The following is a 23,778-nucleotide window of genomic DNA, read 5'->3' as shown; positions in this document are numbered from 1 at the left end:
AGAAGCTATTGCCGCAGTTCTAAGATCGTTTTTTTAACTTGGTCAAGTGTGTAGTCGATTGAGGCAACGGTTCCCTCTTCGTCGAGCACCACGATGAAAGGTGCCGAAACCATGCCAAATTCCGCCGCCAGCGGATTGGCGACTTCTGCGGTGGCGGAAGACTCGACGCGAAACGATGGAAATTCAAGCTGGTTCTGCTCCACAAATTCCGACACGGGAGCCTCGGCTCGGTCCAAATTCACACCCACGATCGCAATTTGATCGGGGGATTCGTCTGCGATCGCTTGCAGCGACGGAATCAGCTGTAATGATTCTGGAAATCCGATGGCCCAAAATGGCATCAAGACCAACTTGCCTCGGTGATCGTCGACGGACAATTTGGATCCGTCGACCGAGGGAGCATCGGTTGCAAACGAAGTCCCAATCACGGCCTCGCGGGCTCGCTTGGCCTCGATCGCCAGATTGGCTTCTCGTCCGGTTGCCGAGTCCCCGTCGGTGAAGTTTTCTGCCAACTTCTGGTAGGTTGCCGCCGCAAGCGACTCTTGCTCGAGTCCTTCAAATTGCAATGCCGCACCCGCCAAGTACTGGACCGTCTGCAAGTCCGCCGACTCGATGACCAGTTTTTGTACCGCAGCCGACCAAGTTTCCGGATCAACGACTTCACCCTCAATGGCTTGTTGCAGGAGTCGATCGATTTGGTCGTACTCGACGTTGCCAGCCAGTTGTGCCGCCATTTTCGCAATCTGAGGATCCGAGGCATCACCGTAGAGTCGAATAATCGCGTCACGAATCTGTTTCGCTTCCTCACGATGTCCGTACTGGGCCAAAACCTGGCGAGCTTGGCCCATCACCATCATCGCGGAGACATCCGGAGGAGATCCGGAGCTTGCGAGATCGTTCACCAAAGTGGCAATCCGCTGCGGAGCGGTTGCTTCGCCATTCTGAAGCGATTCGATGGCAAACCCAATCAGCACCATACGGCTGTCGGCGACCAAACGCGCGTCGTCGGATTTTAGGTTCGTTTCCGCCAACTTTTCGAGTTCAATGGCCGCTTGCAAGTCACCGAGTCCCGCAAGATGGGACAGCGATTGCAGTTCGCCGCGGGTCCCTTCGTCGCGAGTGCTGGGGTCCGAGTCGGAATGGTCACGAAGGCGGCGAGAGGCTTCGAGTTTCAAGCGAACGATCCGGCGCATTTTTGCAAGCGCTTCTTGTTGATCGGTGATTCCCGCACGCCCGCTGGCAATCAATTGCATGTCACCATCCGCGTCGGCTAGGTATTTCAGCAGCTGTTGCGGCGTGAGATCGGGACGGAGCGGTCGCTCGCCAGGGTCCGCAGCGGAGGCAGCCTGTTGCTCGTTGGCGATCGAAAACGGCGTTTCCAACGCGGAATCTGCCGGAGGCGTCGCCGATCTGTCAGCCCGATTTACCGCCACGCCAGCTTGAGTCGTCGCATCAGCCTCGGAGACCGCTTCGGATGTCAGCGATTGCGCCGCGGGATTGGTCGGCGGGGTGGTCGGACCGAGATCGGATTGGGCATCGGATGTCGCTCCGGTTGGAGCCGATTCGTCTCTGCTGCCGCCGCAGCCGGCCACCAGCACACACAACATCAACCAAACCAAAGACGTTTTTCGGCGAACCGCTCGGTGAATCCAATGCGTTGGCGGAGGACAGGTGACACAAAACATCGGTGAACCTCAAACGGGGGACGAAGCGGGGGACATAGCACTAACGGTTTTCTAAAAGTTCTTCGAGGGGTGTGTTGTCACCGATGTGGTGGCTGCACAACGCAATCGCCAAGGCATCGGCCACGTCCGCGGGCTCAGGAAACGTGGCGAGTGAAAGCTGCAGTTTTACAGCTTGTTGCATCTGGTGCTTCGGTGCGTGACCATTTCCGGTCAGCACCTTTTTAACACGCGTCGGTTCGTAATGAGCGACGGGAATCCCCGCCTCACCTGCGGCCAAACAGATCACGCCGCGGGCATGCCCCATCAAAATCGCGGTTCGTGGCCGCGAATAGTGGGAAAATAACTGTTCCAGAGCCATTCGTTGGGGTTCAAATGCAGCGATCACTTCCTTGACGCCGCTATGAATCTCCAACAACCGCTTCTCGATCGATTGCTTTGCCCGACTGCGGACGATTCCCGCTTCGCACAGTTTGATCAGCGGCCCCTGGATCTCGATCACGCCATATCCGGTTGTGTTCAATCCAGGGTCGATCCCGAGAATGCGGATCGCACTCACGAGCTACGTTCCCAAGCGGTGCCTTCCTTCTTGTCGAGCAGAGCGATCCCAAGAGCACTGAGTCGATCACGGATGGCGTCGCCGGTAGCGTAATCCTTTCGTTCACGCGCCTCTTTACGTAGATGGATCAGCAATTGGACGACTTCATCGAGCAGTGCCGCGTCACCATCGTCATCGCTCGTTTTGGGCGCCGCCTTGACGAAGATCCCTAAGACGCTGGTCAATTCGCGGATCACGGTGCCGGCTTTCGCAAGGGACGCGACTTCGGGGCATTGCTTGTCGCTGTTGGCGTTGAGCTTCTTTTCGTCGATAAAGCGATTGAGCAGACGCAACGAATCAAACAGCGTACTAATCGCTGCACCGGTGTTGAAGTCATCGTCCATCGCAGCAAGAAATCGCTCGCGAACACCATGAATGTCGATCAAGAGCGAGTCTTTTTTGGGATCAAATTCGCCGTCGACACGATTCTTTGCAGGTTGCAAATCGTAAAACGATTCACCCGTGATTTCGGTGAAACGCTCAAAAAATCGGTAAAACGCCTCGAGTGACGTCCCGGCTTCTTGCAGACCGTCTTCGCCGTAAACGATGGTCGATCGATAATGGGTCCGAAGCAAAAAGAACCGAATGCGCTCGCCCGTATGCCGACGAATCAATTCGGCCAAACCACCGGCGCCCTTGCTGCGGCTGATCTTGCCTTCGCCCGCCTCGTCAACCGAGGCTTCTCGGTCACTCTTGCCACCGACTTTCCCCTTTTCACCTGCACGCATCAGTCCATTGTGCATCCAATATTTGACCATTGGCGCACCGTGGCAACAACTGCTTTGGGCCCGTTCGTTTTCGTGATGCGGAAACATCAAATCGAGTCCACCGCCGTGAATGTCGAACGTATCGCCAAGAATCTCGTGACTCATCGCAGAACATTCAATGTGCCATCCAGGGCGACCTTGGCCCCAAGGGCTTTCCCAAGCGATTTCTCCGGCTCGAGCGTTTTTCCACAGGGCAAAGTCGCCAGACGATTTTTTCTTGGCTGCCGCTTCGCCACCTTCGCCTTGCTGAGCATCGATGCTGCGGTTGGAGAGCTGGCCGTAGTTTGGATCTTTGATGACGTCAAAAAAGACGTCGCCGTCGACTTCGTAGGCATACCCCTTTTCGATCAGCGTTTCGATGAAATGAATGATCTGGGGCATGTGATCGGTCGCTCGAGGCAAGTGATCGATCTGGTTGACTCCCAGTTCCTTCAAGTTCGACAAGTAGTCAGCGGTCATCTCGCAGGCAATTTGGCTGATCGGGATCCCCCGCTCACGACTTTTTGCGATCAATTTGTCGTCAACGTCGGTGATGTTGATGACTAACGACACCTCGTAGCCACAGTATCGCAGGTACCGTTTGACCGTATCGAAAATGACCGGACCAACCATGTGGCCAATGTGTGATTCGGCATAAACCGTGGGGCCGCACAAATAGATGCCCACTTTGGGCGAATGAAGGGGCTGAAATACCTCTTTTGTCTTGCTCAGCGTGTTGTAAATTCGGATCGGGGCTTTAATGCCAGCATTCGCTGAAACGGAAGAAGACGCGGTGGCAGTGCTCATCGAGTGGTTTTGGGAAAGTGGCTAAGGGGGCGAACGGTGAACCAAAGCCGGATTATAGGGAGAGAATGCGTTTAGGGAGAGGGTGTTTTGGAAACGGCCCCAAAACGGGTGTTTGGTCGCGAAAGCTTGAACTCCAGCGGGATCCGTGAATAATTCGGGTTCGAGACATACTGCGAGCCGACGTGGGCTCGGCCTTGGGTTCATTCGAGGGGCCCCTTTTCGTTCCCTTTCCCCAAAACAACGATTCCGATGTCACCGAATCCTTATGCAGTGACCGGCGCAAGCGTCCCGGCAGGGGTTGGGATGTTTCGCACGGCATTGAACTTTGTCCAAATGGCGATCGGCGTTGCCGTCATGCTGTGGTCATTGCTCGGGATGGCTTTCCTCGTTTATATCGTGGCGACGCATGTCGACTCGATGGGGTCCGCGATTGCGACGATCGCGATCAACGGGATCTTCTGGATCGCGGTGCTCGCCATAGGATACGCAATATTTCAGTTAGCTCAGAAGCGGGCCCAGCGTTGGCATGCGATTGCAAACCAGCCGGCGAGTGCAATCGATACCGAGGGCCAGAGCCACCACGGCGAGTAGCGGAACATGACGAGCCATCGCCCCGGCGGGATCTCGACCCCTTGTTTTAGGAAATCGATCTTCTCGACGATCACTCGTTTCGACGGCCCCCCTTCGGGCTTCGTCAATGTCGCGGTCCAGTTGCCATCTTGGTAGACGCTCCGCTGCAACAAGCAAGCTTGGTCACAGCTAACGAACACGCTGGCCCGATCCGGTTCGCTGACCCGTACGTCAATGATTGTCTCGGGCAGCGGGCCATCGTTTTGACTGACAAGTGAACGCAGCAACGATTCGAAATCTTGCAGCGTTGTGTTTCGTTCGCTGAGCGTCCGTCGACTGGGTGACCATTGAAATGGAGTCCATGGTCGTTGCTGCGGCTTGACCGAGTCGCTCACACGGGTCATCGAGTACGCTTTGCCATCTCGTGCTATCTGAACGTCGTCATCCGCAACATGAATGATACGGTTGATCCGCAACCAGTTTCGCACAGCGTTCCAAAACTGTTCGCGTTCAAGTGAGTTCATCGACTCGGTCACGTTGCTCGCTGCTTTCCAGAACAGGGCCATCGAGACGCTGCGAATCGAGGTCATGTTGTTGAAGACCGGTTGTCGATCCACCAAGTGCCAGCGTCCAAAGGATGCTGCCCGCATGCTGGCTTCGACTTCGAGCAGCCGATCTTCGCTAGGAGTGTCACGCCAATGACGCGGCCACCCTGCTGCGGAGCGTGTTCGCATGGCAAACGTCCTCGCCGGAATCTCCGGCTTCGAACCGGTGAGCAACAGGGACTCTTCGCTTCGATTGACTTTCGCGATGATGCTGCTGCCGAATACTCCTAAGTCGACCGCGATGATGACGGTCAAACCGAAAATCAACTGACGACGATTCCATCGTTCTTTCGACCAAACGTAAAATACGGCAGCGATGCAGCCGAGGAAAAACAGCGAATGGCTTAGCGAGCGGCTGACGTCCGCCAGTCCCGCGTCGATGTCCAGTGGCCCCCAGAAAGCGTCCGCCGGCAGCGAGGCCAGATGCGACGTGATCAGCGAAGGACGGATTCGCAGCACCATGATCGCTGCGAGCCCCATTCCGAGTCCAACGGCAACCGCCACCATCGAGTTGCGAATCGATTTCCAATCCGTCCGTTGTAACGCATCGACCCATCGAGCGGTGAGCATCGAAATCGCGATCGCCATGATCGGCAACCATTTGGCGGGATACCTTAGCGAATCGTAGCCAGGGAAGAAGTGATAGAGCCACCAATACAACCCTCCCGCCGCACTGTCGACATGCATCATTTTTCCCGTCATGTTTTGGAGGATCCAAACCACTCCAAAATGCCCCATCGAGACAGCGCAAGCGCCAAACGCGATTCCCGTCCACAAATCGATTTGAGGCTTTCGTCGCGATAACATCCGACTGATCGCCGCGATCACCACCAGCATGCTCATGTAGATCGAAGGGGTCCAGGTTCGGCCGTCACCGGGAATCAGCGTGCTGAGTCGGTGGTTCTGTGGCAGCATGGATCCAAAGGCATTGGGCGTCAGTAGTTCTAGCACGTGCCAGGGCGGAAGAGAAAAACGATACGCTCGTTCGCGTCGAGAATCGACAGCGGGTGGAGCAAGCCAGTGGCCCGTGTCGTCGTCGACGACTCGCTGGCTTTGACGGCTCCAAGAGAGGGAGGCTGCGATTTGAGGAAACGAAAGGGTTGCCGCGACAACGCAGCTAAGAAAAATCGGTAACACCAGCAAGCGAAAGTTGCAGAGCGTCCGTTTTGCAGACCATCGTGCGGCCCCAACGATGGTAGCGGTGATCACAACATGCAGGGCCGTTTGGGGATCGCCACCAAGGATCATCATCGCCATCGCCACACTCGCGATGCGGACACGCTTGCGCATGCTGTCGTATCCGCCCACCACCAGTGTCGAGAGCACCACCGGGGCCCAAGCGGCACCGACAAGAAAGGGTGGGTTGGTGTAGAGATACAAAACGCTGCCACAGAACGCATACAGAATCCCCGCTAAGGATGCGGACGTCGATGTGACGCCACAGCGCCCGGCGGCATAGCGCGCAGCTAATACGGCAAGTCCAAGGTGAACGACGACGTACCAGCTCAGAGCAACCTCCGTCGGCAGCGGCAAGGCAAAGACCAACCAACGTACCGGGTAGAGAACCGCGGTCGTGGTTTCCCCCATCAACGGGATTCCGGTTTGATCAAGTGGATTCCATAGTGGTATCCAATCGAGCCCCGTACGCTCGGCCACGTAGTCGTAGAGCGGCGTATAGAAATGGCTGACATCCCGGAACGCTAAGCGATCCACTCCGAGCAGCGCGGTTGCAAACAACAACAAGGCGACGGCGGGCCCGACTCCGTGGTCGACGCGACATCGCCAGTTCATGAATCAGCCCTAACGAGGGCCGGTGACGATTCCGGTTTGCGACTGAGTCCGCAGCGCATCGGCGCGCTCAAGTACGTTCGGTGTCGGTTCGAGCGTTTTGGGCACCAATTGGACATCTATGATTCGTTCGTCGCGAAGTTCGCCTGGCCAGAGTGTTTCGGAAACAAAATCGAGGACCGGCCACTCGTACCAAGGTGGATTGAGCCGACGGCGAATGGTTTCGGTGCGATAGCCATCCTTTTCGACCCGGATGTCGCGTGCACCATAATAAACGAAACTGGTGGCGGCTGGACTCGTGCCAATCACCTGATTATCCACGGAAATCGTCGCTCCGGGGGGGCTGGTGCGAACGGTCATGCGTCGCCGCACGCACCCCGAGCTGCTCAGGATGCCCACGACGACGATCCATACCGCAAGAGAACGAAACCATCGGGTATGCGAGGGAATCGTCATTTCGGCTGATCGTTCGTGCAGTGCTTTGGATTGCAAGCTTTTCTTGTTCCCTGGGATGGTAAACGGCGTCGAGAGGACGTGTGGTACCAATTTTTGCCGACGGATCGCTAGAGCATTTTTGCCCTTTCGCAGGCCTGCATTACTTCCGAAAAAGCACGCCCCACCGTGCTCAAGCAGACGACTTTAGGCCGCGACACCCCCGAAGTGTTGCCGCGGAAAGGCACTGGAGTGCTTTGCCACCGCTAAATCTTAGGGTAGTGGATCTTGTTAAAGATCCTAAGACACGGGGATCTTTGCCAAGATCCACTACCGGTAACCCTCATTCCTAGATGTAACGCAGAACGAGCCCCCAAAAGGAAGGTGGAGCAAAGGACGAATTGCAGGCCAGCAGTCCCGAAAATCGTCAGAACCGTAGCATCCGTTGCCTCGGATCCGCCGCGGGGCGAGTTGTCAGCAAACAAAGACCGATCGGATCCAATCGGATGCTACACTGAGGGATCCGCCCCGTACGTAGGCGGACGTCAGCGGTTTTTGCCAAAGGTCTCGCATGCATCTTCAATCCTTCTTGCTGGTCGTGATCTCGCTCAGTTGTGGATCACTTCCACCAGCGACGGTGGATTACTCTCGGGCGATTCCTGCCACGATGGGGATGATCGCTGCTTGGTGGATTCTATGCCATCTCGCCGCTCGAACGACGGCCCGCCAGGTCCAGGCAGACCGAATCGACCCTCTTGTCGGTGCCCGCTTACTCGAAAAGCAGCTTGATATTTTTCGCTGGCTTGCCCTCGGTGTGGTGGTAATGTGTTTGGGTGGGTTTGGCATCGCTCGGGGCCTCGACGGAATCGCCGTGCTTGAGGGGTCGTTGTTTCTACAGTCTCTGGTGTTGCTGCTTCCCGCCGTGATGTTGGTTTCGGCCAGTTGGTCGGCCGAACATCGTTACGGTGTGTTGATGGACTATGCGGAGTGTGGGCTCAAAGAGCACATCGGTTCGGTGGTCCGGTCGTTCCGCAGCAGCATGGCTTGGTTGGTGATTCCGATCATGATTTTGCTCGGTTTAGCGGATGGAGTTTCGCGGTTGCCCCTTACGGAAATTCAAGCTGGCTTGTTGATGGTGGTTGTTTCGCTGCTGTTCGTTTGTGCTGGGTTGCCATGGTTGGTGTCGCGCTTGTTCAAGACGTCCCGGCTTGACGATACCACGGAGGCTTGGGTTCGGTCGCTACTGTTTGCCGCCAGGCTGCAGCGAATAAGAATCGTCCGCTGGCAAACCGGCGGTGCGACCTTCAACGCGCTGATTACAGGTTTTGTACCGCCGATTCGAACTTTGTTGTTGTCCGATCGGTTGATGGATGAACTGCCTCGCGATCAAATTGCCATGGTGGTGCTCCATGAGGCGGCGCATTTGCGACGTCGCCACATGCCACTACGGATGTTGTCGATTCTGCCTGCTTGGGGGATCGGCACGCTGATCACGCGAATCGCAGGTGATGCACCCTATGCGATGGCTGCTGGCAGCCTTGCGGGGATTGTCCTCACCATGCTGATTTTACGGTGGGTTGCCTACCGAACCGAATTCGACGCGGATGTTCAAGCCTGCCGGTTGGCGGAAAAGATTTCTGGCGACGTTGAGGAGGTTCCCACCACTTATGCGTCAGCCGCCGCAGCGCTATCGGCGGCACTGCTTCGCGTGACCGAAGGCCATCCTGAAACTCGCCGTCGGACCTGGCTTCACCCCGGCGTCGTGGACCGAATCGAGTGCATGCGTCGATATCGCAAAACGCCAGCCACAAACAACACGACTGCAGGCACGGTCGCGAATCCAGCGTAGCGGTGAACGTTGACCAATTGGTGCATGGTCTCGGTGGACGTGATCGGCAGCATGATGATGAACACCGATGCGATCGTGACCAGTCCCATCAAGATCATCGCCCAAAAGCCGACGGTTTCGACGGTCCTCGCAGGGCCGATGGCTCGTCCGCGGGCCAACCAAAGGACGGCGATCATGGGCAAGACAAAGACAAGCACGCCGCTGCTCATCATGTGAACCAATAAAACATTGCCGCCCAGATGCGAACCGCCCAGTGAAGGTAACGCCGTCAACGTCAAGATTACGACGCTGGCGATCAGCCCCACAAGACAAAGTCGTTCGATTAGTTTGATCATGGTATCCTTCGCTAAAAAACAGACCCATATTGGCGGAACGACGCAACCGGTTGAAAAGCATTCTAGACGATGGTTTGGTTACGACTAAACAGTCGCGACGCAAGTGCACCAATGCCAATCAACAAACTGATCGACAACACGCCAATCGATGCGGCGATGATGAACTTGAATAACTTGCGACCCCCAAACAACTGGTTCCACAGCAGCACTTGGTTCGGGTTGGTTCCACGGACCTCGGACATGCGGACTGCGGCCAATTGGTCAGGTCCGGGACCCACGGATTGGACGGTCGAATCAAAGATGGCGGAACCTTCCGAATGGCATTCCAAACAGCCACCAACACCGAGCGACCAACCGGCCGGCCGAACGTTATGAGCGAGTGGCCAAGAAACCATCTCGACCGCTTCACGGTTCTTGATCGCATCGTCCGCAAGCTTAACGATCGACTTGCCGTCCTCACTGGCTTGATAAACGAAGCCGCTGGAAACATACACGGCGGTCTCGATGCCCAGTTCCGCTTCGATGCTTTCCAACGCCGCAGCAACCTTCTCATTGAACGTGGTTTCGCCAAGTTTCTTTTGAGCTGACGCGAGCTTCTCGTTTTCTTCGTCCGTCAACTCGGTTGCGTCCACTTTGGCTCGTTCTTCGCCAAGGACCTCTTTGCGTTCGCTGCTGCTCAGTTCGGGCAACACAATTTCTTCGACGAAGCCACGACGCACACGAAGTGTTTTGCGAGTCATGTCGTACACTTTGGCTGGATCGACAGGGGTCAGCTGACCTTCGGCGAGCGTTCCCCAAAAGGCTGGCCAGATGGCTCGGTGGGGTGAGATCTTGCCATCTTCACCTTGTGCGAACACCGGGGCAACCATGGCGGGTAACTCTTGACCCGTGCGATGATCTTTCGATCCAAGCCCGTGCGCAAAGCTCGTCATGATCCGCTTAGCTTCGTCCGTTGGGATCGGCCCCGAATGGCATGCGGTGCAGGAAAGCTTTTCAAAGTGAACCGGCGGCAAACCTTCATGCAACGGCATCGGCGAACCCAAGCGACCACTCCGAGCAGCGATCTCCGTATCGATCAGCGACACCGACTCATCGTCGTGGTCTGGACCCAAGTGGCACCCGGCACAGGTCAACGTGTCCATCACGATGTGCATTTCAGGGTCAGCGGATTGTTCGCTTTCCCCTTCGAATCCTCTCACAATCGCATGGTCAATTCCATTGCGATGGCAATCGGTGCACTGCATACCCGATTGCAGATGGACATCTTGATCGTGAACCCAGCGAGATTCGATTCCGTGCTCATCAACCGTTCGTTGGCTGTGGCATTGATAACACGCATTGTTCGACGGCTTGCGGATCAAATCCATGAACACGGTGCCATCGGGCGAGAATTTCCGAGCGTCGTACGTCACTTTGGGGAGCTTGCTTTGGACCGATTCGTCGGCTGGGTCCGAGCCGTCTTTGATCCGCGAGACGCTGCCATCCACCTCACCGAGTCGCATTCCCGCGGTCGCAGCCCAGGCAAAATTCTCATCTTCGATCTCATCCCTTCGTGCGTTGAAGTCGTACACGCTGGGGCTGGCATGGCAGATCATGCAATCGACTTCGAGCACGCCGCTCAATGGCCAGCGGTCTGCGCTCGCTGGTTCGGCATCGGATTCGGCTGCCTCGTCCGGCAAGGCGGGTTCCTCTGAAGCGGTCGATTCCGTGACGGATTTGCCAGCCGCAACGCCACCTCCGGGGATTCGGCCACCGAATTGGTGCGTCATGTCCCACGGGGAAACCCCCAGATCGCCGGGATCAAAGAGGCCTTTCCAGTCACGATAAGAGAGTGGCAACTGGGTCCCCGAACGTGTCTCGGTCCAAATCCAAGGTTCCCCGCGACGGCCGTCTGGCGAATCGCCTAAGAAGGCATTGAAGTGCCATCCATGCGAGATCGCCTCGTAGTCATGGCAGCGACCGCATGTCATCAAGGGCGAATAGGGCTTGTCGGAATCGGGTGTGATTTTGCTGTTGCCTGCATCGTACAGGTCGATATGGTGCAGCATCCGTGTGTCGGAGTCGGAATGAGCAAACCGACTTTCCGCGGCATGCACCCCGTGGGCGGAAAGCAGCAGCAGCGAAAGAACCACCGCCGCGCGGCACCGAAACGTCCGAACGATTGAGAATTTCATTCGATTTTTGATTAAGGCGGGTTGGTTGCCCCCAAAAGGAGCCACCCATTCACGAGTTGTCTGGTCACTACCATAATGACCGGGTGAGACTCACTTTTATAAACCATTTTGCCAGGAGACGCGACCATGGGACGATCCGGAGTGATTACGTTCAAGGGAAATCCAATGACCTTGGAGGGAGACGATTTAGCGGTCGGTTCCAAGGCCCCTCCCTTCACGCTTCATTACGCTGAAAACGGGATTCAAACGTTGACGCTCGACCAATTGAAGGGCAAGCCCTCGATCGTCAGCGTGGTGCCCAGTTTGGACACGGGTGTGTGTGCGATTCAGACGAAACGGTTCAACGAGGAACTTGGATCACTCGGTGATCAAGTCAATGCCGTCACGGTGAGTCGCGATTTACCGTTCGCGCAAGCTCGTTTCTGTGGTGCCGAGGACGTCGACATGCGGACGGCCAGCGATTACCAAACCCACGCCTTTGGCAAAGACTATGGTTTGACCATCGAAGAGCTGAAGCTATTGACCCGAGCGGTGCTTGTGCTGGATGCCGAAGGCAACGTGGCTTACAAGGAAATTGTGCCTGAAGTTACGAACGAACCCGATTATGCGGCTGCGATGGCTGCGTTGCGGATGCTCGTGTAGAGGCCCCATGCCCGAAGCCAAGGATCCCGCCGCGATCGTGGTCGCGGCGCTTTACCGTTTTGTTCGATTGCCCGATTTTGTACAGCTCAGGGAGCCTCTCCTTGAGCAGATGGTGGCTGCGCGTGTTCGCGGGACGTTGCTATTGGCGATCGAGGGGATCAACGGGACGGTGGCGGGGTCGCCAGAGGGGATGGAGGCATTCATCGGTTTTCTACGCAGCGATCCACGCTTGGCCGACGTCGATATCAAACAGTCCTTCTGCGACGAGATTCCTTTCCGTCGTTCGCGCGTGCGATTGAAGAAAGAAATCGTCACGCTTGGTGTCGAGGGGATTGATCCCAATGATTCCGTTGGAACCTACGTGGACGCCGAAGATTGGAACGAACTGATCGACGATCCCGAGGTGGTGCTGATCGATACTCGCAATGATTACGAAGTCGCGATCGGAACCTTTTCTGGAGCAACTAATCCGCAAACCGGCTCGTTTCGTGAGTTTCCTCGATTTGTTGACGAGCACTTGGACCCGTCGAAGCACGCAAAGGTCGCGATGTTTTGCACCGGAGGCATCCGCTGCGAAAAGTCCACAGCGCTGCTCAAGCAGCGCGGCTTCCAAAAGGTTTACCATCTTCGTGGTGGAATCCTGAAATACTTAGAGAAGATTCCCAAACAGGCATCCAAATGGAACGGCGACTGCTTCGTGTTCGACCAGCGTGTTGCTGTCACGCACGGTTTAGAAGTGGCTGACCACGTTCTCTGTTTCGGATGTGGGTGGCCGGTCGATCGCGAAGCCCAACAGCACACCGATTTTCGCCCCGGCGTCCACTGTCCTCGTTGCGTGAACGAATTGACGGACGAGCAAAAGAAACGGTTTGCAGAGCGGCAGCGACAATGGGAATTGCAGAATCGGGAAGACGAAGTAACGCCCTAATGCATGTAGCCTTGAGGCGATAAGCGAACCAGTTTGGTGCCCTCTCGTTTCCACAATCCGGTGCGTCCGATCGTTTTTCCAATCTGAGTCAACTCGTAACCGCAACTGCTTTGCAGGGCAAGGTCGGCATCGGCTTGACTCATCGTCAAGATCAACTCAAAATCTTCGCCGTCGCTCCATGCGTGTTCGAAGGGGCTGCGGCCGGTTTGCTCGGCAAGCAGTATCGCGTCATCATGAATCGGGATTGATGCGGTATCAAATTCAATCCCCACCCCGCTGGCGGCGCAGAGTCGGTCGAGATCCAACGACAATCCGTCGCTGATGTCGATCGCTGCATGCACCTCGACGAGTTCTCGCAGTTCTGCCGCCAACGCGACGCGTGGGACCGGCCGCAAATGGCGACCCAGGATGCTACCTCCGACATTGCCGGTCACCAGCACCGCGTCTTGTTCTTTGGCGCCACTGCGAAGCCAAGCCGATCCAACGGGAACATGCCCAAGTAACGTGATGGTGATCGACAAGGGGCCATCATAGGTCGACAAGTCACCACCCGCGATCGCCACCTGGAACTCTTCAGCCGCTTCAAGAATCCCTTCATAGACCTGACCTGCGATTTGCGTTGCCTTTTGTTTCGGCAGTGCCAAGGTCACCAGGGCCGATCTTGCAACAGCGCCCATCGCTGCGATGTCACTCAGATTGATCGCCATCGCTTTGTAGCCTGCGTCGGCGAGCGCATGCTCGGCCGAAACAAAGTCGACACCATCGATGATCTGATCGGTACAGGCGATCAAGGCCCCGGAATCCGGCGTGATGACCGCAGCGTCGTCACCGATTCCAACAGCAACCTGAGGTAACGAACGACAGCGACCACGTAGGTACGCGAGAAAGGATTGTTCCATGGATGTTGAGCTTTTCGGTATCGTGGTGCGCAATCCTGATATTTTATTACGCATGCGTTGACTTGTGAAGGCGATGCGGTGGCATTAACTTGTTCTCTGACTGCTGCTTCTGCCCCTTTTCCCGCCTGTCATAAAGGACAATCACGAGCATGAGTAAATCGGTTGAAAAGCAATTTGCGATCGGCGTTGACTACGGAACCAACAGCGTGCGGGCGCTCGTTGTCGACGTCGCCGACGGAACCGAGATCGCGTCAAGCGTGTATGAATACCCAAGCGGCGACCAAGGGATACTGCTCGACCGCAAAGATCCGCATTTGGCAAGGCAGAACCCCGCGGACTACATCGATGGGTTCGAAGCGTCGGTGACGGGCGCGATTCGGATGGCAAAGAAACAAAAACAAAGTGGATTCCGGGCAGAGAACGTGGTCGGCATCGGGATCGACACCACCGGCTCGACGCCAATCCCGGTGGACAAGACCGGCATGCCGTTGGCCATGTCTGGCAAGTACAAGAAAAACCTTGCGGCTCAGGCTTGGCTATGGAAAGACCACACCTCCGCGGCGGAGGCGGCCGAGATTACGGCGAAGGCCGAACGATCGAAGGACGGCTATTTGACGAAATGTGGTGGCATCTATTCGAGTGAATGGTACTGGGCCAAAGTTTTGCATTGCAAGCGTTCATCACCCGAGGTGTTCGATGCCGCGTACGCATGGGTGGAACTTGCCGACTTTGTGCCTGGTTACATAACGGGCAACATGAATCCCGACACGATGCCTCGCGGCATTTGTGCTGCCGGTCACAAGGCAATGTTCCACGATGATTGGGGGGGGCTCCCCAAAAATGCGTTTCTCAAGAAACTCGATGCCGATCTGCCAAAGGTCGCCGAGCATTACACGGCGAACTCCTCGACGTGTGACGAAACCGTCGGGGGACTTACCGAGCAGATCGCCAAGAAAGTTGGCCTGTCGGCTGGAGTCCCCGTTGCCGTCGGCGCGTTCGATGCGCACATGGGTGCGGTCGGTGCCGGCGTAAAGCCGGGAACGTTGGTGAAAATCATGGGCACCAGCACGTGCGACGTTACCGTTTGGCCGCTCGATCAACCCCTTGCCGATATCCCTGGAGTCTGCGGCATCGTTCCTGGCTCCGTGATTCCGGGCATGTACGGCCTTGAAGCAGGTCAATCGGCAGTGGGCGACATCTTTAATTGGTTTGTCAAGCAATTGGTCCCGGCGAAGTATGCTGCGGACGGTGACGCGCACGTCGCCTTGACGGCCGCGGCTGAGGAGCTGAAGCCAGGCGAAAGTGGTCTGTTGGCGCTCGATTGGAACAATGGCAATCGAACGGTTTTGGTCGATCCCTTGTTGTCAGGCATGCTAATCGGGCAAACGCTACACACCACCGCAGCGGAGATTTATCGCGCGTTGGTCGAAGCGACGGCGTTCGGCGCACTTGCGATCATCAATCGCTTTGAAGAGTATGGTGTCGAAGTCAAAGAGGTGGTCAATTGCGGCGGGATCGCGGAAAAGAATCCGATGGTGATGCAGATCTACGCCGATGTTTGTAATCGCCCCATGAAGATCAGTCGCTCGGCTCAAACGTGTGCTTTGGGTGCCGCCATTTTTGGCGCTGTGGTCGGCGGAGCCTACAAGAATGCTCCTGCAGCGCAGAAGAAGATGACAGGAACGAAGACGACGATTTATCGCCCTCGCAAAGCGGCGGTGAAAACATATGCCGAACTATACAAGCTCTACATGCAGCTTCACGATGCCTTCGGCACGTCCACTTCGGACGCGAAGCTTAGCAACGTGATGAAAGATTTGATCGCCATTCGGACGCGTGTTGCAAAGGAGAGCGGTTGATGCTTGAAAAACTAAAAGAGCAAGTCTTCGTGGCGAACTTGGAGCTGGTCCAACAGGGACTTGTGACACTGACTTGGGGCAACGTCAGCGGGATCGACCGGGATAAGCAGCGGGTCGTGATCAAGCCAAGTGGAGTGGCCTACGATGAAATGGAACCTTCCTACATGGTCGTGGTCGACCTCGAAGGGAACGTGATCGAAGGCGACTACAATCCTTCGACGGACACTGCCACGCACCTGTTGCTTTATCGGCAATTCAAGGATATCGGTGGCATCACGCACACGCACAGTTCTCATGCGGTGATGTTTGCCCAAGCACGCTGCGAGATTCCTTGTTTTGGGACGACGCATGCCGATCACTTCTACGGACCTGTCCCTGTGACTCGGCCGTTGACGTCCGTGGAAGTCGAAGAGGATTACGAGGTCAATACGGCGAAGGTGATCCTGGATCGATTCGCCGATTTGGACCCGAACTCGACGCCAGCGGTTTTGGTCGCGGGGCACGGACCCTTTACGTGGGGATCCAATGCCAGGAAGTCGGTTGAAAATGCAGTCGCCCTTGAAGCAGTTGCTCAAATGGCGTTGGGGACCACTCAGATCAACGCCCAAGCAATCGAGCTTGAGTCCTATGTGCTCGAAAAACACTACCAACGCAAGCATGGTCCCGGTGCTTACTACGGACAGAAGAAAGCCTAGCTGAAGTCTAAGACGGTTTCACACGCATACCTATCGGAACTCTGCGCGAGTTCCGAGACGCTTTGATCAACGCGAAAGGGAAGACCATGGATTTTAAAACGAAAGAAATTTGGTTTGTCACCGGCAGCCAACACCTCTATGGCGAAGAAACGCTCAAGCAAGTCGCTGACAACAGCCGGCAAGTGGTTGTGGGGCTGAACGATTCAAACCGATTGCCGGTCAAGGTCGTCTTCAAACCGGTCGTCACGACGCCTGATGCGATTTTGACGCTTTGCCGAGAGGCCAACCGTTCGGCCGACTGTATCGGTTTGATCTGTTGGATGCACACGTTCTCACCGGCGAAAATGTGGATTGCTGGGCTGAAGATCCTCGACAAACCGATGGCTCATCTGCACACCCAATTCAATCGTGACTTGCCTTGGGAAACGATTGACATGGATTTCATGAATCTCAATCAGGCGGCACATGGAGACCGAGAATTTGGATTCATTTGCACACGAATGGGGATCGCTCGTAAAGTTGTCGTAGGACACTGGCAAGATGGCGAAGTGCGAGACCGATTGGCGGCATGGACTCGGGCTGCGATCGGTGCGGCAGAGATGCGAAGTCTGAAAGTTGTGCGGTTTGGTGACAACATGCGGCAAGTTGCTGTGACCGAAGGCGATAAGGTTGAAGCACAAATGCAGTTCGGCATCGAAGTGAACACCTATGGCGTCGGCGACTTGGTTGAGCAGATTGCCGAAGTCGCAGAGAGCGATGTCGATGCCTTGGTCTCGCAATATGATTCTCTGTACGAGGTCGCTGCGGCGCTAAACGCGAGTGGCGACCGACGTGATTCGCTTCGCTATGCGGCCAGGGTAGAGATCGGGCTGCGACGGTTTCTTGAAAGTGTGGGTGCCTGCGCTTTTACCGACACGTTTGAAGACCTGCATGGGCTCGCTCAACTCCCTGGTTTGCCGGTCCAACGCTTGATGGCGGAGGGCTACGGTTTTGGTGGCGAGGGTGATTGGAAGACGTCGGCCTTGGTGCGCGTGGCGAAAACCATGGCGGATGGCATGAGCGGCGGAACTTCGTTCATGGAAGACTACACCTACCACTTCCATCCTGACGGGCATCGAGTGCTCGGGGCCCACATGCTTGAAATTTGTCCTTCGATCGCAGCCGGCAAACCGTCCTGCGAAATCCACCCGCTCGGGATCGGTGGTAAAGCCGACCCGGTTCGGTTGGTGTTCACGACACCGGCGGGGCCAGCGGTGAATGTAGCGATGTTGGATCTGGGCGATCGATTCCGAATGCTTGTCAATGAAGTCGATGCGGTCGAACCCGAGCACCCGCTGCCGCACTTGCCAGTGGCCAGCGCCCTGTGGGACCCGCGGCCCGATCTGAAGACCGCGGCGGCAGCATGGATTTATGCCGGTGGCCCGCACCATACCGTCTTCAGCCAACCGCTGACGAGCGAACATTTCGAAGATTTTGCTGAGATCATGGGAGTCGAGTGTCTATTCATCGACGCCGATACACGGCTAAGATCTTTCAAGCAGCAGCTGAGAACCACTTAGGGCGGCATCGCGGTCGGCCAGCATCCCTACAACCAGACTCTCCATGGGTTTGGTTCACTCCAACCCACCCCAACAAACAGGTCACGACAATGATGGAAGCGATCGACTGGGTCATGATTGCCTTGTATTTTGGACTCCTACTCGGCTTAGCTTGGTGGGTGATTTCTAAGAACCAAGACACCGCGGACGACTACTTCTTGGCCGGTCGAAACCTCAGTTGGTGGGTCGTCGGAGCATCGATCTTTGCATCGAATATCGGTTCGGAACACCTCGTCGGCTTGGCTGGATCTGGAACGACCGATGGCGTGGCGATGGCGCATTACGAACTGCATGCGTGGTGTTTGCTGGTGCTCGGTTGGGTCTTGGTTCCGTTCTACATGCGCTCCCAAGTGTTCACGATGCCCGAGTTCTTGGAGCGGCGTTACAGTCCGTCGTGCCGTTGGGTGTTGTCGCTGATTTCGCTTGTTGCCTACGTCGTCACCAAAATTGCGGTCGGTATTTTTGCGGGCGGGATTGTGTTTTCGGTGCTGTTGCCGGAAATGCGACTCGGACCGCTCGATAGTTTTTGGATTGGATCGATCTTGGTCATCTTGCTGACCGGAGCCTACACGGTGCTCGGCGGTTTGCGAGCGGTTGCTTATACCGAAGCCTTGCAAACGCTGATCCTGATTCTCGGTTCGATTCTCGTCACCTATTTTGGCTTGAAAGCCTTGGGAGGATGGGGGGAACTTCGAGAGGTTTGCGGATCGGAAATGTTCAACCTGTGGAAGCCGCTCGTTCCCGAAGGGGTCGAAGCGACGTGGGCACCGGTCAAGGAAGAGGGCCGAATGGCCTGGTATTTTAACGACAATTATCCTTGGTTGAGCATGTTGTTCTGTGCCCCCGTGATTGGACTGTGGTACTGGTGTACCGACCAGTACATCGTCCAGCGGACCTTGGGGGCTCCGAGCGAGACCGAAGCACGCCGCGGTTCGATTTTTGCCGCGATGTTGAAACTGCTTCCCGTATTTATTTTTATCATCCCCGGAATGATCTGCTTTGCCCTGGCGAAGACGGGAGCGTCGGAAAGCATTCAGCAGGTGCTGATCGGTGAAGATGGCAAGGTCATTCGTGACGAAGCACAAAAAGCGTTTCCTTTGTTGGTTGCAACCGTATTGCCGGCGGGAGTTCGTGGAATCGTCGTCGCGGGTTTATTGGCGGCCTTAATGAGTTCGCTTGCCGGTGTGTTCAACGCCTCGGCGACGCTGTTCACGATGGATTTTTACTCCGCATTGCGTCCTGGCGTTTCACAACAACGGCTGGTTTGGATTGGCCGTGTCGCAACCGCCGTCATGGTCTTGATTGGGTTGGCGTGGATCCCCGTGATTCAAGGCGGTCGAGGCCTCTACGATTACTTACAGGGCGTCCAAGCTTACCTGGCACCGCCGATTTTCGTCGTCTTCTTCATGGGGATTTTCTGGAAACGACTCAATGGGCCCGGTTGTCTGGCGGCGCTCATTGTCGGCTTCGCAATGGGGTTGATCCGTTTGGGAATCGACACGCCTGTGAAACTGCTTGAAGATTTTAACTATGCCGAAGGTTCGTTCCTTTGGATCATGAACAACATGTTCTTTCAATACTACAGCATGTTGATTCTGTTGGTCAGCGGGATCGTGATGGTCGTGGTCAGCTACGCAACCAAGCAGCCTGACTACGAACGGATCAGCGGTTTGACCTTTGGAACGATGACAGCGGATCAACGATCCGCATCGCGTGGAAGTTGGAGCAAGATCGACGTGATTGCCTCGTCATCGGTGCTGGTCGCGATTCTCGTCGCCTACCTCTACTTCCGCGGATAACGCCGAGTTCAATCGTCTTCGTTGAGTCCTTCGTCGCCGATTTCATCGGGACGCAGTTTTTCCACGGCGCGTCGCACCTTGCGTTCTCGCTTCTTTAGTTTTCCGACGCGTTCACGCAGTTTCGCTTCTCGAATCTGAAGCTTCTCCTTTTCGGCTTCGATCTGCTGTTCACGGCGATCTTGCTCGCGAGCCAGGAAACGGGCGTCGACCGGCTTCGAGTCGCGTGAACCGGAAGCATCGGGTCCGCGCTCATCCGACTTTGGCAACAGCCACTTCGGTTCCACGAAAATCACATTGGCCGCGATCATCATCGTGCCAAACGTGACCATCCCCAAGCAAATCGCAATTCCACCGTGAACGGCGACAGCCAATGCCAGAACGATCGGGCGAGTCAAACGCGGCCAAACCAGCGCAAAGTACATGATCTCCCAAAACAGCGTGATGTGCGTCAAGGCTGAGAAGAGCCATGGGTACCGACTGATCCATGTCATGTCCATCGATTGGTATTCGTAGTTCGCAGCGGCAAACCAAGTGGCTGTGCCATCCCACCAAAGCTCACCGCGAGCCTTTGCGAGGCCACCGAAGAAATAAATCACGCAAAGATGGATTTGAAACAGTCGAGTCCCCAGATTGGCGGCAAGACTCGGTACGGCTTCGGGAAAGAGCCAATCGAGCTTACGATGGGTTAAACATTTCCCCGCAAGCCGATGGCGTAGCCACGCATCCACGCTGAAGCAACTGCCCGAAGGTGTCAGCGCTAAGTACATCGTCAAATAAGTGATGATCTGGTCGAGTCCGAACAAGGTTCCCGTCAATCGATGCAAATACATCAATTGCAAAAACCAAGCGGCCGGAGCGGTGATTCGAGTCAACAAGCCCGCAGCAAACGCTCCGGTGACCAGCAGGGTCAGCGCATGATGCAGCCACAGTAACAAGGGGTTGCTGACATGCCAAAGGTAACTACGCCCCATGTCCGAAACGCCGAACGCACCATCGTGAAGTTGCATGGCGGTTGTATTGTTGATCCAGGCATCCTCGCCAAGAAAGCTGGATAATTCGGTCGCGAGCAGCAAATGGGAATACAGCAACATCAGCCCGGTGCAGATCCGAAGCAGGCCGAGGACGTGGGGGTAGCGAGGTGAGAACCAAAACCGATCCCACGCCGTGAAACCGACTCGTAGCCAAGTCCTAAAACCAAGCATCAAGTTCCCTAAACCTGAGGGTGTCGGATGCGTCATCAGCGTTCCCCCTGCAACGACGATTCAAGCAAGTCCGAGTTGCTATTCGTTGGGGCTGGTTGCGTGTCGTTTGGTTTCGCGGGCGGGTCCGGTTCAAGGTTTCTCGGCGCGGGGATCGCTTCCGGCAACATGCCGGTTGCCTCATTGGTTTCCCCCGACAGGAGTGATTGATCGGCGAGCACACGATAGAGTCGCGGGTCGCTGAGTTCGATCGGATCGTTTGCCATTTCGACAAATCCAGGTAACACATGTTCGAGTCTTCGAATCACGACGCGCTGGCCTGGATTTTCGGATTCGAGATGTTGGACGATCGATCGGCGGACATGCTCGTACCGGGATCGCGATTGTTCCCAAAGTCGGGCTTCGATCGGGCTGATTTCAGCCAGTTCCGCAGGGGGCCCAGGTGGCTGATAGATTTCGTGGAGAAACTCGGCCAGCATGAAGTGACGGTGATATCGCAATCGCGGCCATTGATCTTCGAGCCGAGGGATGATGGTTTCCGTCATGTTTCCTTGCGCGTCGCTGATCGCCGCTTGAATCAAATGGCTCGGGCCGGGATCGGGCGCAAAAAACGCATAGCCACGATCAAGGTACAGGAATTGTGCATATCCGCGGACCAGGTTCATCAGCGACTCGACCGACGGCGAACGCCCCAGTCGGCCGTTGGCTTGGAAGGACAAGGGTGGCACGACCACCGCCAACAAATGGAAAATCACCACGAGGCTAAGAACCACGCGAAGAGGTGAGGTGGTCTGGCCCGGTGACGAAGCAGAGGCAACAGCAGACATAAGTGGAGGAGCGAGCGGTGCGTTGGGTGAACAAGGGAGAAACGAGACACGAAGTCCCCTAAGTTAACTCAGCCGGCACAGAAGTACAGGTCGCAGCGTGAATTGTCCGAGATTGTCTCTCCAAGGGGGTGCGACGAACGAAAAACGCCAGCGAAGCAGGCTGCAACGCTGGCGTTTGGCGATTCAACGACGGATCCGAGCGGCAGCTCGCTCCGTATGCGGTCGTACCGCACTATGCACTCTTGGTCGTTGGCATTTGGAAGAGTTTTCGTGAACCACTCACGATCGTCTCGTCAATCGTGTAGACACTGCCCCGTTCTTGTTCGGGAAGATCGTACATGATATCGAGCATTACCTCCTCGAGGATTCCACGTAATCCACGAGCTCCGACGCCTTTTTCGAGGGCTCGAGCCGCGACCATGTGAAGTGCCTCATCGGTGAACTTCAAGTCGCAGTTTTCCATTTGGAACAAGGCTTGGAACTGTTTGGTTAAGGCATTCTTAGGTTCCTTCATCACACGGACCAAGCCGTCTTCATCCAGCTGCTGCAAGTAGCTCACCACTGGCAATCGTCCCACCAATTCAGGAATCAATCCGAATTGAAGGATGTCTTCGGTTTGCACGTTGCTCAGCAACTCATTGTCGCTCAGCTCGCTACGTTGCGTCGTTCCGCCACCGAAGCCAAGGGTACGATGTCCCATCCGTTTGCGAATGATGTCTTCAATCCCGACAAACGTACCGCCAACAATGAACAAAATATTGCTCGTGTCGATCTGGATGTACTGCTGTTCGGGATGCTTGCGTCCACCTTGCGGAGGAACATTCGCGACGGTTCCCTCGAGCATTTTCAACAAGCTTTGCTGGACCCCTTCACCCGAAACGTCCCGAGTGATCGAAACGTTCGCGCTGGTCTTCCCGATCTTGTCGACCTCGTCGATGTACAGAATGCCTCGCTGAGCCGCTTCGACGTCGAAGTCCGCAGCGTGAAGCAACTTCAACAACAGGTTTTCAACATCTTCACCAACGTACCCCGCTTCGGTCAGCGTCGTCGCGTCACCAATGGCAAAGGGAACGTTCAGCATGCGGGCAAGCGAGCGAGCGAGCAACGTTTTGCCGCTGCCGGTAGGCCCAGCGAGCAGGATGTTGCTCTTCTCGATTTCGACTTCGGACGTGCCTTCCCACTCGCTCGTCAATCGCTTGTAATGGTTGTGAACCGCAACGGCTAAGACACGCTTGGCAGAGTCTTGGCCGATGACATATTGATCAAGGTGCTCCACGATGTGTTTCGGCGAGGGGATTTCGTTGAACAACGCTTTGCTCGGTCCACGGCGACGTTGCTCTTGATCGAGAATCGATTGGCACAACTCAATGCACTCACCACAGATGTAAACGTCACCTGGGCCTTCAACGAGCGGTCCAACGTCTCGGTAGCTCTTTCGACAAAACGAACACGATGCGTTCTTTTTGCTCGATGAGGTTCCACGGCGTGAACTTGGGGTTTCCTTCGAGGGCATACACGGCTCCTGGTTGTGTTATTGCTGTTAGCATGACCGTTGGCTGAGCATGCGAATTTCATGAACCCGAGGGCTCTCGCAGCGACGGCAAACCGGCTAGGCAAAAACAATAACGCGTCAAACGGTTAGGGCCACGGGCTCGAATGCTTCTCGGTGACTTTCACCTTCCACATCACTTTCGAAGGAAAGATCTGCAGAAGGCGACGGTCACCCGAAAGGTCATCCGTTTCCTC

Annotated in this window: 19 protein-coding genes; 8 read left to right on the top strand and 11 right to left on the bottom strand. The window is 55.9% G+C overall.

The genetic code is table 11. The features are described from left to right. Positions 1 to 5: 5 nt before the first annotated feature. From Poly41_RS01480 to cysS, 3 genes are read right to left on the bottom strand one after another with little or no spacing between them, the layout of a single operon-like run. Positions 6 to 1,685: a TlpA family protein disulfide reductase gene (locus tag Poly41_RS01480; protein WP_146524149.1), complete on the bottom strand. Its 1,680-nt coding sequence runs from the start codon at positions 1,683 to 1,685 to the stop codon at positions 6 to 8. Positions 1,686 to 1,725: 40 nt separating this feature from the next. Then, the gene (ruvC, locus tag Poly41_RS01475) at positions 1,726 to 2,241 is read right to left on the bottom strand and encodes a crossover junction endodeoxyribonuclease RuvC (protein ID WP_197230990.1); all 516 of its coding nucleotides are present in this window, start codon (positions 2,239 to 2,241) and stop codon (positions 1,726 to 1,728) included. Beyond that, positions 2,238 to 3,833 (bottom strand): cysteine--tRNA ligase, encoded by a 1,596-nt coding sequence (gene cysS / locus Poly41_RS01470; protein ID WP_146524148.1) that lies wholly within the window; start codon positions 3,831 to 3,833, stop codon positions 2,238 to 2,240. Before cysS ends, ruvC begins: the two co-directional genes overlap by 4 nt. A gap of 249 nt (positions 3,834 to 4,082) precedes the next feature. Here cysS and Poly41_RS01465 point away from each other — a divergent pair, with 249 nt between their 5' ends. After that, on the top strand, positions 4,083 to 4,424 hold the full coding sequence (locus tag Poly41_RS01465; protein ID WP_146524147.1) for a hypothetical protein: 342 nt from the start codon (positions 4,083 to 4,085) through the stop codon (positions 4,422 to 4,424). On the opposite strand, the gene Poly41_RS01460 is transcribed toward Poly41_RS01465, so the two are convergent. Next, positions 4,337 to 6,799 carry a hypothetical protein gene (locus Poly41_RS01460; RefSeq protein WP_146524146.1) on the bottom strand — a complete coding sequence of 821 codons (2,463 nt, stop codon included), beginning with the start codon at positions 6,797 to 6,799 and terminating at the stop codon, positions 4,337 to 4,339. The two genes, Poly41_RS01465 and Poly41_RS01460, sit on opposite strands and share 88 nt — an antisense overlap. Before the next feature lie 9 nt (positions 6,800 to 6,808). Then, complete coding sequence (locus Poly41_RS01455; RefSeq protein WP_146524145.1) at positions 6,809 to 7,252, bottom strand: PEGA domain-containing protein; 444 nt, start codon at positions 7,250 to 7,252, stop codon at positions 6,809 to 6,811. Positions 7,253 to 7,799: 547 nt separating this feature from the next. On the opposite strand from Poly41_RS01455, the gene Poly41_RS01450 reads away from it, so the two are divergent. Then, positions 7,800 to 9,077 (top strand): M48 family metalloprotease, encoded by a 1,278-nt coding sequence (locus Poly41_RS01450; protein ID WP_146524144.1) that lies wholly within the window; start codon positions 7,800 to 7,802, stop codon positions 9,075 to 9,077. On the opposite strand, the gene Poly41_RS01445 is transcribed toward Poly41_RS01450, so the two are convergent. Continuing rightward, positions 8,978 to 9,412, bottom strand: a complete 435-nt coding sequence (locus Poly41_RS01445; protein WP_146524143.1) for a hypothetical protein — start codon at positions 9,410 to 9,412, stop codon at positions 8,978 to 8,980. The genes Poly41_RS01450 and Poly41_RS01445 overlap by 100 nt on opposite strands. 62 nt (positions 9,413 to 9,474) lie before the next feature. Further along, positions 9,475 to 11,586: a hypothetical protein gene (locus Poly41_RS01440; RefSeq protein ID WP_197230989.1), complete on the bottom strand. Its 2,112-nt coding sequence runs from the start codon at positions 11,584 to 11,586 to the stop codon at positions 9,475 to 9,477. A gap of 126 nt (positions 11,587 to 11,712) precedes the next feature. Here Poly41_RS01440 and tpx point away from each other — a divergent pair, with 126 nt between their 5' ends. Together tpx and trhO are read left to right on the top strand one after the other, a co-directional pair. Beyond that, on the top strand, positions 11,713 to 12,228 hold the full coding sequence (gene tpx, locus Poly41_RS01435) for a thiol peroxidase (RefSeq protein WP_146524142.1): 516 nt from the start codon (positions 11,713 to 11,715) through the stop codon (positions 12,226 to 12,228). Between the two features lie 7 nt (positions 12,229 to 12,235). Further along, entirely contained in the window at positions 12,236 to 13,156 is a 921-nt protein-coding gene (gene trhO / locus Poly41_RS01430; protein ID WP_146524141.1) for an oxygen-dependent tRNA uridine(34) hydroxylase TrhO, read from the top strand. Here trhO and Poly41_RS01425 read toward each other — a convergent pair. Further along, positions 13,153 to 14,055, bottom strand: a complete 903-nt coding sequence (locus Poly41_RS01425) for a thiamine-phosphate kinase (RefSeq protein WP_146524140.1) — start codon at positions 14,053 to 14,055, stop codon at positions 13,153 to 13,155. The genes trhO and Poly41_RS01425 overlap by 4 nt on opposite strands. Before the next feature lie 149 nt (positions 14,056 to 14,204). Here Poly41_RS01425 and Poly41_RS01420 point away from each other — a divergent pair, with 149 nt between their 5' ends. The 4 genes from Poly41_RS01420 to Poly41_RS01405 all read left to right on the top strand — a co-directional run bounded on the left by Poly41_RS01420 (position 14,205) and on the right by Poly41_RS01405 (position 20,006). Continuing rightward, positions 14,205 to 15,914 carry a ribulokinase gene (locus tag Poly41_RS01420; RefSeq protein WP_146524139.1) on the top strand — a complete coding sequence of 570 codons (1,710 nt, stop codon included), beginning with the start codon at positions 14,205 to 14,207 and terminating at the stop codon, positions 15,912 to 15,914. Next, positions 15,914 to 16,609 carry an L-ribulose-5-phosphate 4-epimerase gene (locus tag Poly41_RS01415; protein WP_146524138.1) on the top strand — a complete coding sequence of 232 codons (696 nt, stop codon included), beginning with the start codon at positions 15,914 to 15,916 and terminating at the stop codon, positions 16,607 to 16,609. Before Poly41_RS01420 ends, Poly41_RS01415 begins: the two co-directional genes overlap by 1 nt. Before the next feature lie 86 nt (positions 16,610 to 16,695). Further along, positions 16,696 to 18,168 (top strand): L-arabinose isomerase, encoded by a 1,473-nt coding sequence (araA, locus tag Poly41_RS01410; RefSeq protein WP_146524137.1) that lies wholly within the window; start codon positions 16,696 to 16,698, stop codon positions 18,166 to 18,168. Positions 18,169 to 18,257: 89 nt separating this feature from the next. Next, positions 18,258 to 20,006, top strand: coding sequence for a sodium:solute symporter (locus tag Poly41_RS01405; RefSeq protein ID WP_197230988.1), 1,749 nt, complete (start codon positions 18,258 to 18,260; stop codon positions 20,004 to 20,006). 8 nt (positions 20,007 to 20,014) lie between these two features. On the opposite strand, the gene Poly41_RS01400 is transcribed toward Poly41_RS01405, so the two are convergent. From Poly41_RS01400 to clpX, 3 genes are all read right to left on the bottom strand, one after another. Next, complete coding sequence (locus Poly41_RS01400) at positions 20,015 to 21,244, bottom strand: HTTM domain-containing protein (protein WP_231615318.1); 1,230 nt, start codon at positions 21,242 to 21,244, stop codon at positions 20,015 to 20,017. Further along, complete coding sequence (locus Poly41_RS01395) at positions 21,244 to 22,032, bottom strand: hypothetical protein (RefSeq protein ID WP_146524136.1); 789 nt, start codon at positions 22,030 to 22,032, stop codon at positions 21,244 to 21,246. Before Poly41_RS01395 ends, Poly41_RS01400 begins: the two co-directional genes overlap by 1 nt. A 232-nt stretch (positions 22,033 to 22,264) precedes the next feature. Then, complete coding sequence (gene clpX, locus Poly41_RS01390) at positions 22,265 to 23,545, bottom strand: ATP-dependent Clp protease ATP-binding subunit ClpX (protein ID WP_146524135.1); 1,281 nt, start codon at positions 23,543 to 23,545, stop codon at positions 22,265 to 22,267. Between the last annotated feature and the right edge of the window lie 233 nt (positions 23,546 to 23,778).

It is taken from the genome of Novipirellula artificiosorum, assembly GCF_007860135.1.
Taxonomy (GTDB): Bacteria; Planctomycetota; Planctomycetia; order Pirellulales; family Pirellulaceae; genus Novipirellula_A; species Novipirellula_A artificiosorum.
The sequence above is the reverse complement of the archived record's forward strand: the minus strand, read 5'-3'. Positions and strand labels throughout refer to the sequence as shown.

Excerpts from the sequence above, each read along its gene's own strand:
- Poly41_RS01480 (WP_146524149.1), bottom strand. The coding sequence starts at position 1,685 with ATGTTTTGTGTCACCTGTCCTCCGCCAACGCATTGGATTCACCGAGCG.
- cysS (WP_146524148.1), bottom strand. The coding sequence starts at position 3,833 with ATGAGCACTGCCACCGCGTCTTCTTCCGTTTCAGCGAATGCTGGCATT.
- Poly41_RS01465 (WP_146524147.1), top strand. The coding sequence starts at position 4,083 with ATGTCACCGAATCCTTATGCAGTGACCGGCGCAAGCGTCCCGGCAGGG.
- Poly41_RS01460 (WP_146524146.1), bottom strand. The coding sequence starts at position 6,799 with ATGAACTGGCGATGTCGCGTCGACCACGGAGTCGGGCCCGCCGTCGCC.
- Poly41_RS01455 (WP_146524145.1), bottom strand. The coding sequence starts at position 7,252 with ATGACGATTCCCTCGCATACCCGATGGTTTCGTTCTCTTGCGGTATGG.
- Poly41_RS01450 (WP_146524144.1), top strand. The coding sequence starts at position 7,800 with ATGCATCTTCAATCCTTCTTGCTGGTCGTGATCTCGCTCAGTTGTGGA.
- Poly41_RS01445 (WP_146524143.1), bottom strand. The coding sequence starts at position 9,412 with ATGATCAAACTAATCGAACGACTTTGTCTTGTGGGGCTGATCGCCAGC.
- Poly41_RS01440 (WP_197230989.1), bottom strand. The coding sequence starts at position 11,586 with ATGAAATTCTCAATCGTTCGGACGTTTCGGTGCCGCGCGGCGGTGGTT.
- tpx (WP_146524142.1), top strand. The coding sequence starts at position 11,713 with ATGGGACGATCCGGAGTGATTACGTTCAAGGGAAATCCAATGACCTTG.
- trhO (WP_146524141.1), top strand. The coding sequence starts at position 12,236 with ATGCCCGAAGCCAAGGATCCCGCCGCGATCGTGGTCGCGGCGCTTTAC.
- Poly41_RS01425 (WP_146524140.1), bottom strand. The coding sequence starts at position 14,055 with ATGGAACAATCCTTTCTCGCGTACCTACGTGGTCGCTGTCGTTCGTTA.
- Poly41_RS01420 (WP_146524139.1), top strand. The coding sequence starts at position 14,205 with ATGAGTAAATCGGTTGAAAAGCAATTTGCGATCGGCGTTGACTACGGA.
- Poly41_RS01415 (WP_146524138.1), top strand. The coding sequence starts at position 15,914 with ATGCTTGAAAAACTAAAAGAGCAAGTCTTCGTGGCGAACTTGGAGCTG.
- araA (WP_146524137.1), top strand. The coding sequence starts at position 16,696 with ATGGATTTTAAAACGAAAGAAATTTGGTTTGTCACCGGCAGCCAACAC.
- Poly41_RS01405 (WP_197230988.1), top strand. The coding sequence starts at position 18,258 with ATGATGGAAGCGATCGACTGGGTCATGATTGCCTTGTATTTTGGACTC.
- Poly41_RS01400 (WP_231615318.1), bottom strand. The coding sequence starts at position 21,244 with ATGACGCATCCGACACCCTCAGGTTTAGGGAACTTGATGCTTGGTTTT.
- Poly41_RS01395 (WP_146524136.1), bottom strand. The coding sequence starts at position 22,032 with ATGTCTGCTGTTGCCTCTGCTTCGTCACCGGGCCAGACCACCTCACCT.
- clpX (WP_146524135.1), bottom strand. The coding sequence starts at position 23,545 with ATGCCCTCGAAGGAAACCCCAAGTTCACGCCGTGGAACCTCATCGAGC.